The organism is Lentzea sp., from assembly GCF_036380075.1.
Lineage (GTDB): Bacteria > Actinomycetota > Actinomycetes > Mycobacteriales > Pseudonocardiaceae > Lentzea.
The window spans coordinates 1-14,390 of sequence record NZ_DASVFL010000271.1; the positions used below are offsets into that span (position 1 = coordinate 1).

Annotated in this window: 14 protein-coding genes; 6 read left to right on the forward strand and 8 right to left on the reverse strand. The window is 70.1% G+C overall.

Features of this window, described 5'->3' with window-relative positions:
- Nucleotides 1-250: 250 nt before the first annotated feature.
- On the forward strand, nt 251-817 hold the full coding sequence (locus tag VF330_RS29180) for an AAA family ATPase (RefSeq protein WP_330854902.1): 567 nt from the start codon (nt 251-253) through the stop codon (nt 815-817).
- Here the strand turns inward: VF330_RS29180 and VF330_RS29185 are convergent.
- From VF330_RS29185 to VF330_RS29200, 4 genes are all read right to left on the reverse strand, one after another.
- Nucleotides 750-1,013 carry a DUF397 domain-containing protein gene (locus VF330_RS29185; RefSeq protein ID WP_325522130.1) on the reverse strand — a complete coding sequence of 88 codons (264 nt, stop codon included), beginning with the start codon at nt 1,011-1,013 and terminating at the stop codon, nt 750-752. The two genes, VF330_RS29180 and VF330_RS29185, sit on opposite strands and share 68 nt — an antisense overlap.
- Before the next feature lie 114 nt (nt 1,014-1,127).
- A complete protein-coding gene (gene ilvC / locus VF330_RS29190; RefSeq protein WP_330854903.1) occupies nt 1,128-2,141 on the reverse strand; it encodes a ketol-acid reductoisomerase in 1,014 nt (337 codons plus the stop codon).
- Nucleotides 2,142-2,163: 22 nt separating this feature from the next.
- Nucleotides 2,164-2,670: an acetolactate synthase small subunit gene (gene ilvN, locus VF330_RS29195; protein ID WP_045310681.1), complete on the reverse strand. Its 507-nt coding sequence runs from the start codon at nt 2,668-2,670 to the stop codon at nt 2,164-2,166.
- The gene (locus tag VF330_RS29200; RefSeq protein WP_414675480.1) at nt 2,670-4,502 is read right to left on the reverse strand and encodes an acetolactate synthase large subunit; all 1,833 of its coding nucleotides are present in this window, start codon (nt 4,500-4,502) and stop codon (nt 2,670-2,672) included. Before VF330_RS29200 ends, ilvN begins: the two co-directional genes overlap by 1 nt.
- 232 nt (nt 4,503-4,734) lie before the next feature.
- Between VF330_RS29200 and VF330_RS29205 the strand changes: the two genes are divergently transcribed.
- The 3 genes from VF330_RS29205 to ilvD all read left to right on the forward strand — a co-directional run bounded on the left by VF330_RS29205 (nt 4,735) and on the right by ilvD (nt 7,555).
- Nucleotides 4,735-5,211 carry a PH domain-containing protein gene (locus tag VF330_RS29205; protein WP_330854904.1) on the forward strand — a complete coding sequence of 159 codons (477 nt, stop codon included), beginning with the start codon at nt 4,735-4,737 and terminating at the stop codon, nt 5,209-5,211.
- The gene (locus VF330_RS29210) at nt 5,208-5,633 is read left to right on the forward strand and encodes a vitamin K epoxide reductase family protein (RefSeq protein WP_330854905.1); all 426 of its coding nucleotides are present in this window, start codon (nt 5,208-5,210) and stop codon (nt 5,631-5,633) included. Before VF330_RS29205 ends, VF330_RS29210 begins: the two co-directional genes overlap by 4 nt.
- Nucleotides 5,634-5,710: 77 nt before the next feature.
- Nucleotides 5,711-7,555: a dihydroxy-acid dehydratase gene (gene ilvD, locus VF330_RS29215; RefSeq protein WP_330854906.1), complete on the forward strand. Its 1,845-nt coding sequence runs from the start codon at nt 5,711-5,713 to the stop codon at nt 7,553-7,555.
- Here the strand turns inward: ilvD and VF330_RS29220 are convergent.
- The 3 genes from VF330_RS29220 to VF330_RS29230 form a co-directional block, all read right to left on the reverse strand.
- On the reverse strand, nt 7,552-7,794 hold the full coding sequence (locus tag VF330_RS29220; RefSeq protein ID WP_330854907.1) for a hypothetical protein: 243 nt from the start codon (nt 7,792-7,794) through the stop codon (nt 7,552-7,554). The two genes, ilvD and VF330_RS29220, sit on opposite strands and share 4 nt — an antisense overlap.
- 11 nt (nt 7,795-7,805) lie before the next feature.
- Complete coding sequence (locus VF330_RS29225) at nt 7,806-8,537, reverse strand: DoxX family protein (RefSeq protein ID WP_330854908.1); 732 nt, start codon at nt 8,535-8,537, stop codon at nt 7,806-7,808.
- A 70-nt stretch (nt 8,538-8,607) separates the two neighbouring features.
- Entirely contained in the window at nt 8,608-9,552 is a 945-nt protein-coding gene (locus tag VF330_RS29230) for a 2-hydroxyacid dehydrogenase (protein WP_330854909.1), read from the reverse strand.
- Between VF330_RS29230 and VF330_RS29235 the strand changes: the two genes are divergently transcribed.
- Together VF330_RS29235 and VF330_RS29240 are read left to right on the forward strand one after the other, a co-directional pair.
- The gene (locus tag VF330_RS29235) at nt 9,551-10,453 is read left to right on the forward strand and encodes an alpha/beta hydrolase (RefSeq protein WP_330854910.1); all 903 of its coding nucleotides are present in this window, start codon (nt 9,551-9,553) and stop codon (nt 10,451-10,453) included. The two genes, VF330_RS29230 and VF330_RS29235, sit on opposite strands and share 2 nt — an antisense overlap.
- 10 nt (nt 10,454-10,463) lie before the next feature.
- Nucleotides 10,464-11,624: a PQQ-dependent sugar dehydrogenase gene (locus tag VF330_RS29240; protein ID WP_330854911.1), complete on the forward strand. Its 1,161-nt coding sequence runs from the start codon at nt 10,464-10,466 to the stop codon at nt 11,622-11,624.
- Nucleotides 11,625-11,915: 291 nt separating this feature from the next.
- Here the strand turns inward: VF330_RS29240 and VF330_RS29245 are convergent, their stop codons facing one another.
- Nucleotides 11,916-14,381: a CHAT domain-containing protein gene (locus VF330_RS29245; protein ID WP_330854912.1), complete on the reverse strand. Its 2,466-nt coding sequence runs from the start codon at nt 14,379-14,381 to the stop codon at nt 11,916-11,918.
- Nucleotides 14,382-14,390 lie beyond the last annotated feature (9 nt).

Below are 14,390 nucleotides of genomic sequence, written 5' to 3' on the forward strand. Positions count from 1 at the left end.
GGTAGCACCTCGCACCCAAAGTCAAGCCCCAATCGCAAACCACGGGTGGGTTCACCGGCTCTAATCGGCGTCAGGGGTGACTGCTCGCCTTCGGCATCGCTTGGAAGTGCGGGGGTCTTGTCGGCTCGCCTTCGGCATCGCGTGCGGGAGGCGGCTCGCCTTCGGCGTCGCTTGAGCTTGGCGTCGGCCCTGCCTGCTGTTGCGCGAAAAGCGGGTGCGGGGTTGTTCGTCGTGCCGCCATGCTCTGTCCATGTCACTGGTGTGGGTGACCGGCACGCCCGGGGCGGGCAAGTCGAGCGTCTGCGGGGTGTTGCGGGAGCGGGGAGAGCTCACCGTCGACGCCGACTGGGAAGGCTACAACCGGTGGGTGGACCGGGTGTCCGGGCAGGTCGTCGTCGATCCGCCCGACCCGGTGCCGCCGGGGTGGCTCGACCGGTACGGGTGGCGGATCGACCGCGCGCGGGTCGAACGGCTGGCGGCGCTGACTCGGGAGGCAGACGGGTACCTCTGCGGGTGCGTCGAGAACGAGGACGAGGTGTGGGACCTCTTCGACGTGGCCGTGTGCCTGGTGGTCGGTGACGACGTGGTGCGTTCGCGGTTGCGGGGGCGCACCGGGAACTCCTTCGGGAAGCACCCGGAGGAGCTGGCCGCGGCGTTGCGGCACAACGCGCACGCCGAAGGTGACTACCGGAGGCGGGGTGCGGTGATCGTGGACGGGACGTTGCCGCTGGAGGAGGTGGCCGGGCTGGTCACCACGGCTCGTCGAACTCGCCGTCCTTCGCGCCCGCCACGAACGCGTCCCACTCCGCCATCGTGAAGACCAGGACGGGTTCCAGCTGCTTGGAGTTGCGCATCGCGACGTAGGTGGCGCCGTCGGTGTGTTCCACGAAGGCGATCTCGACGTGGCCGTCCTCCGGTTCCGGCTCCGGCGGGCGCTTCCACTCCGCGTTGCGCAGGTCCAGGTTGCCGCGCACGTGGGCCTTGTCGTCGTAGATCGGCGCGCTCTCGGTCATGCGCAAGAAGTTAGCGGATGGACGCGAACGAAAAGCGGAAAGGCCCGCGGCGCGTCACACACGCGCCACGGGCCTCCCTGGGGGAAAGACCTGGGGTGGAACCCCCGACGAGACTCAGGCGGTCTCGGTGATCGGGCGGTCGACCCACGACATCATGTCGCGGAGCTTCTTGCCCGTTGCCTCGATCGGGTGGTTCTCGCCCTCCTGCTGGAGCTTGCGGTAGTTGGCGCGGCCGTTGTCGTCCTCGGCCACCCACTCGTTGGCGAAAGTGCCGTCCTGGATCTCGCCCAGGATCTTCTTCATCTCCTCCTTGACCGCGGGGGTGATGACGCGCGGGCCGCGGGTCAGGTCACCGAACTCCGCGGTGTCGGAGATCGAGTAGCGCATGCGGGCGATGCCGCCCTCGTACATGAGGTCGACGATCAGCTTCAGCTCGTGCAGGCACTCGAAGTACGCGACCTCGGGGGCGTAGCCCGCCTCGGTGAGGACCTCGAAGCCCGCCTGGACGAGAGCGGACGCGCCGCCGCACAGGACGGCCTGCTCGCCGAAGAGGTCCGTCTCGGTCTCTTCCTTGAACGTCGTCTTGATGACGCCCGCGCGGGTGCCGCCGATGCCCTTGGCGTAGGACAGGGCGAGGGCCTGCGCGTTGCCCGAGGCGTCCTGCTCGACCGCGATGAGCGCCGGGACGCCCTTGCCGTCGACGAACTGGCGGCGGACCAGGTGGCCGGGGCCCTTCGGGGCGACCATGGCGACGTCCACACCGGACGGTGCGGTGATCAGGCCGTAGCGGATGTTGAAGCCGTGGCCGAAGAAGATCGCGTCGCCCTCGTTGAGGTTGGCGGCGATCTCGTTCGCGTAGATGTGGCGCTGCGCGGTGTCGGGCGCCAGGATCATGATCACGTCGGCCCACGCGGAGACCTCAGCCGGCGTGCCGACCTCCAGGCCCTCTTCCTCGGCCTTGGCGCGGGACTTCGAGCCCTCCTGCAGGCCGATGCGGACCTCGACGCCCGAGTCGCGCAGCGACAGCGCGTGGGCGTGGCCCTGGCTGCCGTAGCCGATCACGGCCACCTTGCGGCCCTGGATGACGCTCAGGTCGGCATCGTCGTCGTAGAAGATCTCAACGCTCACTGTGTTTCCTTCTTTGTGGTTTCTAGCGGACCGCGGTGGCGGTGATGGAACGAGCGCCACGGCCGATGGCGACCATGCCGGACTGGACGATCTCGCGGAGCCCGTAGGGCTCCAGCATGCGCAGCAACGCGTCGAGTTTTTCAGACGTGCCGGTGGCCTCGATCGTGACCGCCTCCGGCGACACGTCGACGACCTTCGCGCGGAAGAGCTGGACGGTCTCGAGGACCTGCGACCGCACGGTCGCGTCCGCGCGGACCTTGATGAGCACCAGCTGCCGTTGGACCGAAGCCGCCGGCTCCAGCTCCACGATCTTGATGACGTTGATGAGCTTGTTGAGCTGCTTGGTGACCTGCTCCAGCGGCAGCTCGTCGACCGACACCACGATCGTCATGCGCGAGATGTCGGGGTACTCGGTGCGGCCGACGGCCAGCGACTCGATGTTGAAGCCGCGGCGGGAGAACAGGCCGGCGACGCGCGCGAGCACACCGGGCTTGTCCTCGACCAAAACGCTCAGCGTGTGCCTGGTCATCAGATGTCCTCGTCGAACAGGGGGCGGATGCCGCGGGCGGCCATGATCTCGGAGTTGCCGGTGCCCGCCGCGACCATGGGCCACACCTGGGCGTCCTTGCCGACGACGAAGTCGATCACGACGGGGCGGTCGTTGATCTCCAGCGCCTTCCCGATCACCTCGTCCACCTCCTCGCGCGACTCGGCCCGCAGGCCGGCGCAGCCGAGAGCCTCCGCCAGGAGCTTGAAGTCTGGGATGCGGTGCTTGTGCGTGCCCAGATCCGTGTTGGAGTACCGCTCGCCGTAGAACAGCGTCTGCCACTGGCGGACCATGCCCAGGTTGCCGTTGTTGATCACGGCGATCTTCACCGGCAGGCCCTCGATGGCGCAGGTGGCCAGCTCCTGGTTGGTCATCTGGAAGCAGCCGTCGCCATCGATGGCCCACACCGTGCGGCCGGGCTGGCCCGCCTTGATGCCCATGGCGGCGGGAACGGCGAAGCCCATCGTGCCGAGGCCGCCGGAGTTGATCCACGTGCGCGGGAGCTCGTACTTCACGAACTGCGCCGCCCACATCTGGTGCTGGCCGACGCCCGCGGTGTAGATCGTGTCGGACGGCGACAGCGCGCCGATGCGCTCGATGACGTACTGCGGCGACAACGTGCCGTCGTCCGGCCAGTCGTAGCCGAGCGGGAACGTCTCGCGCAGCGACTTCAGCGTGTCCCACCACGGCGTGAGGTCGACGGCCTTGGTGTTCTCGCGCTCGGCGCGCACGGCGTCGATCAGCTCGGTGATGATCTCCTTGCAGTCGCCCACGATCGGGACGTCCGCGCGGCGGTTCTTGGAGATCTCGGCCGGGTCGATGTCGGCGTGGACGACCTGCGCGTCCGGGGCGAACGACGACAGCTGGCCCGTGACGCGGTCGTCGAAGCGGGCGCCCAGAGCGACCAGCAGGTCCGACTTCTGCATCGCCGCGACGGCCGCGACGGTGCCGTGCATGCCGGGCATGCCCAGGTGCTGGTCGTGCGAGTCGGGGAACGCGCCGCGCGCCATCAGCGTCGTGACGACCGGGATGTTGTTCTCCTCGGCCAGGCGCAGCAGCTCGGCGTGGGCGTCCGCCTTGATGACACCGCCGCCGACGTACAGGACGGGCTTGCGCGCGTTGACGATCAGCTTGGCGGCCTCTCGGACCTGCTTGCCGTGCGGCCGGGTCGTCGGCCGGTAACCGGGCAGGCGCATCTCGGGCGGCCACGAGAAGCTGGTCTGCTCCTGCAGCACGTCCTTCGGGATGTCGACGAGGACCGGGCCGGGTCGGCCGGTCGCCGCGATGTGGAACGCCTCCGCGATCGCCCGCGGGATCTCCGCGGCGTCGGTCACGAGGACGTTGTGCTTGGTGATCGGCATCGTGATGCCGCAGATGTCCGCCTCCTGGAAGGCGTCCGTGCCGATCAGCGGCCGCGACTGCTGGCCGGTGATCGCGACGACGGGCACGGAGTCCATGTTCGCGTCCGCGAGCGGGGTGACGAGGTTCGTCGCACCCGGTCCCGAGGTCGCCATGCAGACACCGACCTTGCCGGTGGCCTGCGCGTATCCGGTCGCCGCGTGTCCTGCGCCCTGCTCGTGGCGGACCAGGACGTGCCGGACCTTCGTGGAGTCCAGCAGCGGGTCGTACGCGGGCAGGATCGTCCCGCCGGGAATGCCGAAGACCACTTCGCAGCCGACCGCCTCAAGGGAGCGGACGAGCGACTGAGCACCGGTTACACGGATCGGTGCGCCCGTCGGCGGGGCCGGTTTGGGCCGCGGACCTGGACGTGGCGACGTGGGCTCGGGAGCCTGTCGCGATGGTGCGCTGGTCATCTCATTGCCTCGTGGGTATCGGGGTCCGGACACGAAAAAACCCTCGACAACCCGAAGATGGGTCGTGCGAGGGTCGCGCGTCGACGCAGGCTGTTCGGCTCAGGCGTCGACGCGCCTGAGAAGTACGAGAACGAGCGTGCGCTGCATGGCCGGGACGTTATCCCCTCCGGCAAGAGGGCGTCAACTCTGCGAGACGGAAATCCCGGATCCTGGACGTGGAACAATCGACCGGGTGAAGAAGCTGGTCTTTCGCATCCCGGCAACAGCCCTGCTCGCAGCGGCTTTGATCGTCATCTGCGTCACCCCCGTGGCGTGGGTCGCTCCGGGGCTGCAAGTGCTCTACGTCCTGCCGCTCGCCTACGCCTACTGGGTGCTGCGCAACCGCACGACGGTCACGGAGGAGGAGATCGTCGCCCGCGGTGTGTTCGGCACCACGACGCTCAAGTGGACGGACGTCAAGTACATCCGCCTGGTCGAGAAGGGCTGGCTGCGGGCGGTCCGGCAGGACGCGTCCGAGGTGACGCTGCCCGCGGTGCGGTTCATGCACCTGCCGGCGCTGTCGCTGGTGAGCGGCGGGCGCGTGCCCGACCCGACGGCGAAGGACCCCGAGCCCGAGGCCGCGGAGGAAGTCACCGAAGAGGTGACAGCGGACGTGGCCGACGAGGCTCCCGGGACGGCCGCGGGCAAGACCGTACAGTCGGAGAAGTGACCAAACGAGTTCCGCTGCTGAGCCTGCTGCTGTCCATCGCGGGCCTGCTGACCTCGGCTTACCTGACGTACACGCACTTCAACGCGAGCGCGCTGCTGTGCTCGGCGGACGCCGTGATCGACTGCGAGACGGTGACGACGAGCGAGCAGTCGGAGCTGTTCGGCGTTCCCGTCGCGTTCCTCGGACTGGCCTTCTTCGCGTTCCTCACCGTGATCTGCCTCCCGTTCGCGTGGCGGGTCGACGCGCTGAGGTGGGTGCGGCTGGCGGCGGCCGGCGCCGGCGTCCTGATGGTCGTCTACCTGGTCGCGGCCGAGCTCCTCATCATCGGCAAGATCTGCCTGTGGTGCACCGTTGTGCACGTCATCACGCTCGCGCTGGCCTATCTGCTGGTCACGACGAGCCTGCGCACAAGTAGCCTTTGAGGCACCGCTCCCAGACTGGTGGACGCCTCACCCCCGCGTCCCGCGCGCCTTTGTCATGAACTGAATCTGGAGGAGCAGTGCCTCAGCTCCGCTCTCGCACCACCACCCACGGCCGCAACGCAGCCGGAGCCCGTGCCCTCTGGCGCGCGACCGGCATGACGGACAGCGACTTCGGCAAGCCGATCATCGCGATCGCCAACTCCTACACGCAGTTCGTGCCGGGTCACGTGCACCTGCGCGACCTCGGCGACATCGTGGCCGAGGCGGTGCGCGAGGCGGGTGGCGTGCCGCGCGAGTTCCACACCATCGCGGTCGACGACGGCATCGCCATGGGCCACAGCGGGATGCTCTACTCGCTGCCCAGCCGCGAGATCATCGCCGACTCCGTCGAGTACATGGTCAACGCGCACCAGGCCGACGCGATCGTCTGCATCTCCAACTGCGACAAGATCACCCCCGGCATGCTCAACGCGGCGATGCGGCTCAACATCCCCGTCGTGTTCGTGTCCGGCGGGCCGATGGAGGCCGGCAAGGCCGTCGTCGTCGAGGGCGTCGCCGTCGCGCCGACGGACCTGATCACCGCGATCTCCGCGTCCGCCTCCCCCGCCGTGAGCGAGGACGGGCTCACCGAGGTCGAACGCTCCGCGTGCCCGACCTGCGGCTCGTGCTCCGGCATGTTCACCGCCAACTCGATGAACTGCCTCACCGAGGCGCTCGGCCTCTCGCTGCCGGGCAACGGCTCGACGCTGGCGACGCACGCCGCGCGCCGCGAGCTGTTCTCCGAGGCGGGCCGCGTGGTCGTGGAGCTGTGCAAGCGCTGGTACGGCGAGGACGACGAGTCGGCGCTGCCGCGGTCGATCGCGAACCGCAAGGCGTTCGAGAACGCGATGGCGCTCGACATGGCCATGGGCGGCTCGACGAACACCGTGCTGCACATCCTCGCCGCCGCGCAGGAGGGCGAGATCGACTTCACGCTCCAGGACATCGACGACCTGTCCCGCCGCGTGCCGTGCCTGTCCAAGGTGTCGCCCAACAGCGACTACCACATGGAGGACGTGCACCGGGCGGGCGGAATCCCCGCGCTGCTGGGCGAGCTCTACCGCGCCGGCCTGCTGAACGACGACGTGACGTCGGTGCACACGCCGACCCTCGCGGAGTGGCTCGGCAAGTGGGACATCCGCGCCGCGGAACCGTCGGCCGAAGCCTTGGAGCTCTTCCACGCGGCTCCCGGCGGTGTGCGCACGACCGAGGCGTTCTCGACGTCGAACCGCTGGTCCTCTTTGGACACCGACGCCGCCGGCGGCTGCATCCGCGACTTCGAGCACGCCTACACCAAGGACGGCGGACTGGCCGTGCTGCGCGGCAACCTGGCCGAGCGCGGCGCGATCATCAAGGCCGCGGGCATCGACGAGGACCTGTGGCACTTCGAGGGCCCGGCGCGCGTCGTCGAGTCCCAGGAGGAGGCCGTCTCGGTGATCCTGAAGAAGGAGATCCAGGCCGGCGACGTCCTGGTCGTGCGCTACGAGGGCCCGTCCGGCGGCCCCGGCATGCAGGAGATGCTGCACCCCACGGCGTTCCTGAAGGGCTCCGGCCTCGGCAAGAAGTGCGCGCTGATCACCGACGGCCGGTTCTCCGGCGGCTCCTCCGGCCTGTCGATCGGCCACATCTCGCCGGAGGCGGCGGGTGGCGGCACGATCGGCCTGGTCGAGAACGGCGACCGGATCCTGATCGACGTGCACGAGCGCCGTCTCGAACTGCTCGTCGACGCCGACGTGCTGGCCGAGCGCCGCGCCAAGATGGAGGCCTCCGAACGGCCGTGGCAGCCCGTGGACCGCGTCCGCCCCGTCACGGGCGCACTGCGGGCCTACGCGCGCATGGCGACGGACGCGTCGACGGGCGCGGTGCGCGACCCGAGCCGTTAAAGAACGAGGGCGAGCGCCAGGCAGGCGCCGAACACCAGCCAGCCCGTCAGCGGTCCGCTGACGGGCTGGTTCGTCCTCTTGACCATGACGCCGGCGACGACCAGCCCCGCGAGCAACCCGATCGGCGGCAGCAGCGACCGCCCGGTCAACCCGAACGGGAACGCCACGAGGTACACGACCGGAATCCCGATCACGAGCAACGCCAGCTGCAGCACGGCGCCCGTCAGGTTCTTCCCCACGAGGAACGTTCCTACCGGAAGACGAAGAACGTCACCGCGGCGCCACCGGCTCCGAGCAGCAGCGCGATGAACCCGGCCGCGACCGGGTGGCGGAACCAGCTGCGGTTGTAGTCCAGCGCTGCGCGGCCGGGGCCCGCGAACAGGGCCGCGAACGCCATGCCGGCGAGGGCCAGTTCCAGCTCGACGCCGTTGGGGCCGAAGAAGCCGCCCTTGTACTTCAGCGCGATGACGTTGGCCATCACGGCGAGCAGGCCGGCCGCGGCGAGCGGCGTGAACAGGCCCAGGACCAGCAGGCCGCCGCCCGCCAGCTCGGTGACGCCGGTGACCCAGGCGAGCACGACGGACTCGCGGTAGCCCATCTTCTCCAGCGACTGCGCGAAGCCGTCGATGCCGGGGCCGCCGAAGAGGCCGAAGACCTTCTGCAGGCCGTGCAGCACGAAGATGCCGCCCAGCACGGCGCGCAGGCCCAGCAGGCCGAGGTCGGGGCCCGCGGTCCAGCCGAACTTCTTGCGGTCGTCGTCGAACGGGTCGTCGTAGGTCTTGTCGTCCTCAGTGGACTTGTCCAGCGGCGTGTAGCCCGTGTTGTCGAACGCCTTCGTCGACGAGTCGTAGGGCTGGGTCGAGCTCCCGGCGACTCTGTCCGTGCCGTCGTCGAAGTGGTGCACTCCCCCTCCGCTGCTCGAGTAGAACGAGTCGTCGGAGAAGGCGCTCGAGGTGCTCGAGCCTTTGTCGTGAGTAGCCACGCCCGCACGCTAGTGAGGCCGCGTGCGGGCGCGCGAGAGCCGAACGGCAGCCCAGTTTCACCCGTACGGACTAATACGTCCCGTTGACCAGATTCCGGGGTCGCTCCCCCGCACCGTACCGAGCGATCTCGGACGCCACCACCGCGTAGGCGCGCCGGGTGTGGCCGGTGCAGCTGCCCGCGACGTGCGGGGTGAGGAACAGGCCCGGCGCCGTCCACAGTGGATGGTCCTCGGGCAGCGGTTCGGGGTCGGTGACGTCGAGGGCGGCGCGCAGGCGCCCGGAGGTCAGTTCCGCGAGCAGCGCGTCGGTGTCGACGACGGGGCCGCGCGCGCCGTTGACCAGGATCGCGCCGTCCTTCATCGCCGCCAGGAACTTCGCGTCGACCAGGTGCCGGGTCTCCTCGGTCATCGGCGTGAACACCACCACCGCGTCGAACTCCGGCAGCAGCGCCGGCAGCTCGTCGACGCCGTGCACGCCGTCGCGGGCGGTGCGGCCGACCAGGGTGGCGGTGGCGTCGAACGGTTCGAGGCGGCGGCGCAGCTGTTCGCCGAGGTCGCCGGCGCCGATGATCAGGACCTTCTTGTCCTGCAGGGTGTCCGTCAGGTGGTAGTCCCAGCGGCCCTCGGCGCGGGCGCGCTCGAAGACGAGGAAGTCCCGGTAGATCGCGATCAACGCGCCGATGGCCCATTCCGCGGTGCTGCCCCCGTGTGCGCCACGGCACGTGGAGAGCAGCACGCCGTCGGGCACGCGGCCGACGAAGTTCTCGGCGCCCGCGCTCAGCAGCTGCACCAGCTTCAGGTTCGGCAGCTGCGCGAACACGTCGCGCGGATCGGTCCCGGCGAGGAACCTCGGCACCAGGACCTCGGCGTCCAGCCCCTCCGCGGGGAGCTCCTCCCCCGGCGTGTAGCGGACCGGGCGGACACCGTCCACCTGGGACAGCGCCTGAACTCCGAATTCATCTGGCACGAGCACGGTGAGCGTCACCAGGTCAACGTACGTCAGAATGGCGGGCATGCGGGAGCACGACGTCACCTCCTGGGACGGCACCAAGATCCGAACATGGCAGGCGACGGGTGAGGGACCACCCGTGCTGCTGTGCCCCGGCGTGGGGTCCGGGCCCGAGTCGTGGCCGTCGCTGACCGACCGCGGTGGCCTGGTCAGCTGGTACATGCGCGGCACGATGGGGTCGGACCGGCCGGTCGACGAGCGCAACATCTCGCTGGACGACCACGTGTCGGACGCGATCGCCGTGCTGGACGACGCGGGCATCGAGCGGTGCGTCGTCATGGGCTGGTCGATGGGCGTCACGATCGCGGCCGAGCTGGCGTTGCGCCACCCGGAACGGGTCGCGGGCCTGCTGCTGGTCGCGGGCGCGCCGGGTGACTCGTTCGACGCCATGCTGCCGCTGGTCCCGAGGAACATCCGCCGGTTCGTCGGGCTGACCGGCGCGAAGCTGCTGCGGCAGGCGGGGCCGGTGCTCGACGAGGTGCTGCACCGCGTCCCCGTCACGGACGCCACGACGTTCCTGCTGCGGCACAGCGGCGTGATCAAGCCGAGCAGCGACCAGAAGGCCGTCACGAACGCCGTGGGCCGGTTCCTGCAGCACGACTGGCGCTGGTACTTCACGCTGGCCCTCGCGCTGGGCGAGACGCCGCGCCAGGACCTCGCCCCGATCGTGTGTCCCGTCACACTGCTGGCGGGCCGGGACGACCTGCTGGCGACGACGGAGAGCATGTCCGGGCCCGTCGCGGCACTGCCCCAGGCACGGCTGCGGGTGCTGCCGTGCAGCCACTACCTGCCGCTGGAGGCCCCCGAGGTGGTCGCCGCGGAGCTCGACCTGCTGCTCGGCCGGGTGAGCTCGGTCGACTTCGCCCGGTCCGAGGCGTTCACCCCGGATTCACGGTCGCGCACCTAGCCTGGGAGTCGTGGTTCGTTCCATCGCGTTGCTGACCGCCGCCTGCCTGCTGGCAGGGGGCTGTGCGAGCTTTCCCGACGAGCCGGCGCCGACGAGCTGGAGCGCCCAACCACAGCTGACCCCGCAGGCGGGTCCGAAACCGGAGCTGCCGGGCGAGTTCCGGCCGACGCCGGGCGAGCAGGGCCGCGGGCAGACGCCGCAGAGCGTGCCACCGCCGCAGGGCTGCAAGGACTTCAACCCGGCCGTGATCGCCACCTGCCTGAACACCGTCACGGGCGTCGCCCCGATCGGCGCGGACGCCCAGGGCGGGGTCGCCGCCTACGCCACGGAACGCGGCGGGCGCCTGCTCAAGGTCACCAAGGACGTCGACCCGGTCGTGGTCGCGCAGATCGAGACCGACACGTCGACCGACGGCGGGCTGAGCGGCCTCACGCTGTCGGCGACGTTCGCCGAGGACCAGCTCGCCTACGTCTACGTGACGACCGCGACGGACAACCGGGTGCTGCGGATCGCGCCGGGCGACACGCCCAAGCCGATCCTCACCGGCATCCCGAAGGGCCCGACCGGCAACCGCGGCGTGCTCGCGAGCGACCGCAAGGGCGCCCTGCTCGTCGCGACCGGTGACGCGGGCAACCCGGCGCTGGCCGCCGACCCGAACTCGCTGGCCGGCAAGGTGCTGCGGATCGACGGCTCCGGCAAGCCCGCGCAGGGCAACCCGACGGCGGGCTCCGCGGTCCTCTCGTCCGGCCTGACGCTGCCCGGCGGCCTGTGCGTCTCCGCGGACGCGCAGAAGATCTGGGTGACCGACTGGACCGCGAACGCCGACGTCGTCTACCGCGTCGTGCCGGGCAAGCTCGGCGAGGTCGCGTGGAACTGGCCGGACAAGCCGGGCGTCATGGGCTGCGCGTCGTACACGGACGCGCTGACCGTGTCGACGGCCAAGACGCCGGGCCTGCAGACGCTCACGATGAACGCCACCGGCGCGTTCACCGGCAAGCCCGAGATCATGATGGCGGAGGACGGCTTCGGCCGGATCGGCCCGGTGGAGATGCTGAACGACTCGGCGTCGCTGGTCGGCACGGTCAACAAGGCCGCGGGCCAGCCCGTCTCGTCGGACGACCGGGTCGTGATCGTCGTGCGCCCGAACAACGGCGGCGGCACGAAGGACTGAGCGTTCACGCGTCGGCGGCGACCCGTACCTGGAGTCGCTGGAACCGCGTCCGGCGCTGCGCGGCGGCGACCGGCCGTTCGCCGCGTACCGGGCGATCGACCCGGAGGGCAACTGGTGCGACCTGTCCGCGCACGGTTTCCTGCCACCAGGAATCGCCTGACCAGCGGAAACCTCATCAGGAGGTTTCCCCGCGAGTCAGCTGGGAACCCTGGAGCGGGGTATTGCGAGCGGGGGCGGGAGAGGCTGTCGGGGCCTTCCCGCCCCCGCTTTGTCCCCGTCTGGCCGGGTCGTCTAGCCGGATCCCAGGCACAGGAACGGCCGCCGGAACGGGTCCTTGGCCATCGCCTCGGCCAGCGCCACCGCGGGCGCCGCCCCCGCGACCAGCGCCCGGTGGTAGTCGGCCATCGCGGCGGCACTGGTCTCGTCGCCGACCTTGCTGGCCGCGGCCACCACCGTCCTGGTCCCGCCCGCGAGCATCGCGCCCGCGAACCCGAGCGCCTCGTCACCCGGCCGGATCCTGTTGAGCGCCAACGAACACGCCGCCAGCACGACATGTGCCGGCGGTGTGCGGAGCCGTCCGAGCTCGTGGGCGAACAACGGCCCGTCGACCAGTTCGAGCCGCGAGAACAACGCGTTCTCGTTCTCGTGTTCCCCATGCGCCGCAACGTGCACGAGGTCCGCGCCGTCGAGGTGCGCGAGCACCTCCGCCGCCGTCGCGTCCTCCCCCGACAGCACCGTCGCCTTCTCGTGGTGCGCCGCCAGCCGGTCCAGCTCCCCGTCCGCGAACAGTAGACTGGGCCCGCGCACCAGCAACACCTTGTCGGACCGGGGCCGGTCCGCCTGGCTCGCGGCCAGCCACGCCGTGGCACTGGGCGCCGTGACGACAGGCCGCCCGTGCAGACTCGGGATGACACCCCACGGCACGGCGTAGAGCGCGCCCGTCGGCACCACGACCAGCTCGCGCTCGCCGATGAGGTGGATCAACGGCTTGATCAGCAACGCGTCCAGCGCGTCGGCCTGCTTGCGCGCGGATGCGCCGATGACCTGCACCAGCGGCTGCGGCAGGTGGTCAGGGGCCAGCGCGTTGAGGTCGAAGTGCAGCTTCTGCGCGCTTTCCAACGCTTCGGTCGCGTCGCCGAGGCGTACTAGCCGCACCTTGGCGCCGGCGATGACCACGGCCACCATGTCGCCGCCGGACACGACGAAGCTGACCATGGCCCGCTCGCCCAGTCCCGCGACGATCTCGCGGACGGCGGCCATCGGACGCGGCCTGCCCCAGCTCTGGGCGTTCCAGCCCAGCCTGTTGGCTTCGCGCTGCGCCTTCGACAGCTTCGCGCGCAGCTCGGCGGTCGGCCTGCCGTCGAGACCCGCTCGCATCAGGTCGCGGCCGAGCCCCCGGACCTCGACGATCCGCTCAGCCAGCTCGGCGTTCTCGACGTGCTCCAGAGGTTCGTAGCGGTAGGTCTGGGCGCGGGTGCGTTCCAGCCACACGAACAGCTGGCGCGCGTCGTTGTTCTCCAGCGCCAGCCGGATCGCCAGCTCGCCCAGCTCGCGGCCGTGCACAGCCGTGGCGGACACCAGCTCGAGCCCGCCGAGCTGGTCCCGGACCTGCCCCAGCTCCTCCAGCCCTTTGCGGGCGTGCACCAGGGCCGCACGGCGGTTGCCCTTGGCGAGTGCCAGCTCCGCGAGGACGAGCCTGCGCTGCATGCGGTGGTCGATCGGCGTGACGGCACGAGGACCGGGCAGCTGCCGCAGCAGCTCCTCTCCGTCGGTCAGCCTCCTCCTTCGGATCTCCAACCGGGCCGCCAGCAGCTTCGCCAGCCGAGCCTCGTCGAGGAGGTGGTTTGTCTCCAGGTGGCCTGAGACGGTGAGCGCCTTCTGCACCAACGTGTTCGTGACGCGCCTGGCTTGCATGGCGTGCGCCCACAGCTCGATCAGCGCGGCCATCATCCACCACGTGCTCCCGCGCTTCTCCAGCTTGCGCATCGAAGCCTTCGCCATCCGGCGGGCGAGGTCGAACTGCTCGTCCAGCAACGCCGCCGACGCGCGGAACATCTCCACCTCGGCGACGCCCTGCTTGAGCTTCTCGCGTCTCATCACGGGTAAGGCCTCGTCGAGCTGCACACCGGCCTCGTCGAACAACCCGATCATGATCAGGGCTTCGGCCTGGTCGAGCTGCACGCCGGAAAGGAGGGAGAACCACTCCTTCGCACGGAAGATCCGCTCCGCTTCCTCGTACCGGCGCAACGCCTCGGCAAGATCACCGCTTTGTTTGTGGGTGTTGGCGAGCGCGTAGATCGCGTACGGGTACAAATCATCCAGGCCGTGCTCGCGGGAAAGCGCGAGAGTCCGTTCAAGATCGGTAACGGCGGGATCGGTGCGGCGGATGGCGGCGTTCGCGAACGCCCGCGCGATCAACGAGGACGCGAGCCGTTGCGCGAGCTCGGTGTCGACCCGGTCCGGCGCCGTGCGCATCAGGTCTTCGGCGTAGGTGATGAACGGGCCGTACCAGGCGACAGCTTTCTCCGGCTGCCCGCGTCTCATGATCAGGACGCCCTGGCTGTAGTCGATGCTCCCCGCCAGCTGGGCCGACATCCACGGGTCGGTCAGGCGCGCGACATCGCGGCGGGCCTCGTCGAAGAGCTTCACGGCGGCGTCCATGCCGCTGGCCTCACCGACGCACCGGCCGAGGTTGTAGAGGATTCGCACCCGCAGTTCAGTCCGTTCGGGACCGTCGGGTGCGCGATCGGCGTGCACGAGTGCTCT

Excerpts from the sequence above, each read along its gene's own strand:
- VF330_RS29235 (WP_330854910.1), top strand. The coding sequence starts at position 9,551 with ATGCGGGAGCACGACGTCACCTCCTGGGACGGCACCAAGATCCGAACA.
- VF330_RS29230 (WP_330854909.1), bottom strand. The coding sequence starts at position 9,552 with ATGCCCGCCATTCTGACGTACGTTGACCTGGTGACGCTCACCGTGCTC.
- VF330_RS29180 (WP_330854902.1), top strand. The coding sequence starts at position 251 with ATGTCACTGGTGTGGGTGACCGGCACGCCCGGGGCGGGCAAGTCGAGC.
- ilvN (WP_045310681.1), bottom strand. The coding sequence starts at position 2,670 with ATGACCAGGCACACGCTGAGCGTTTTGGTCGAGGACAAGCCCGGTGTG.
- VF330_RS29200 (WP_414675480.1), bottom strand. The coding sequence starts at position 4,502 with ATGACCAGCGCACCATCGCGACAGGCTCCCGAGCCCACGTCGCCACGT.
- VF330_RS29185 (WP_325522130.1), bottom strand. The coding sequence starts at position 1,013 with ATGACCGAGAGCGCGCCGATCTACGACGACAAGGCCCACGTGCGCGGC.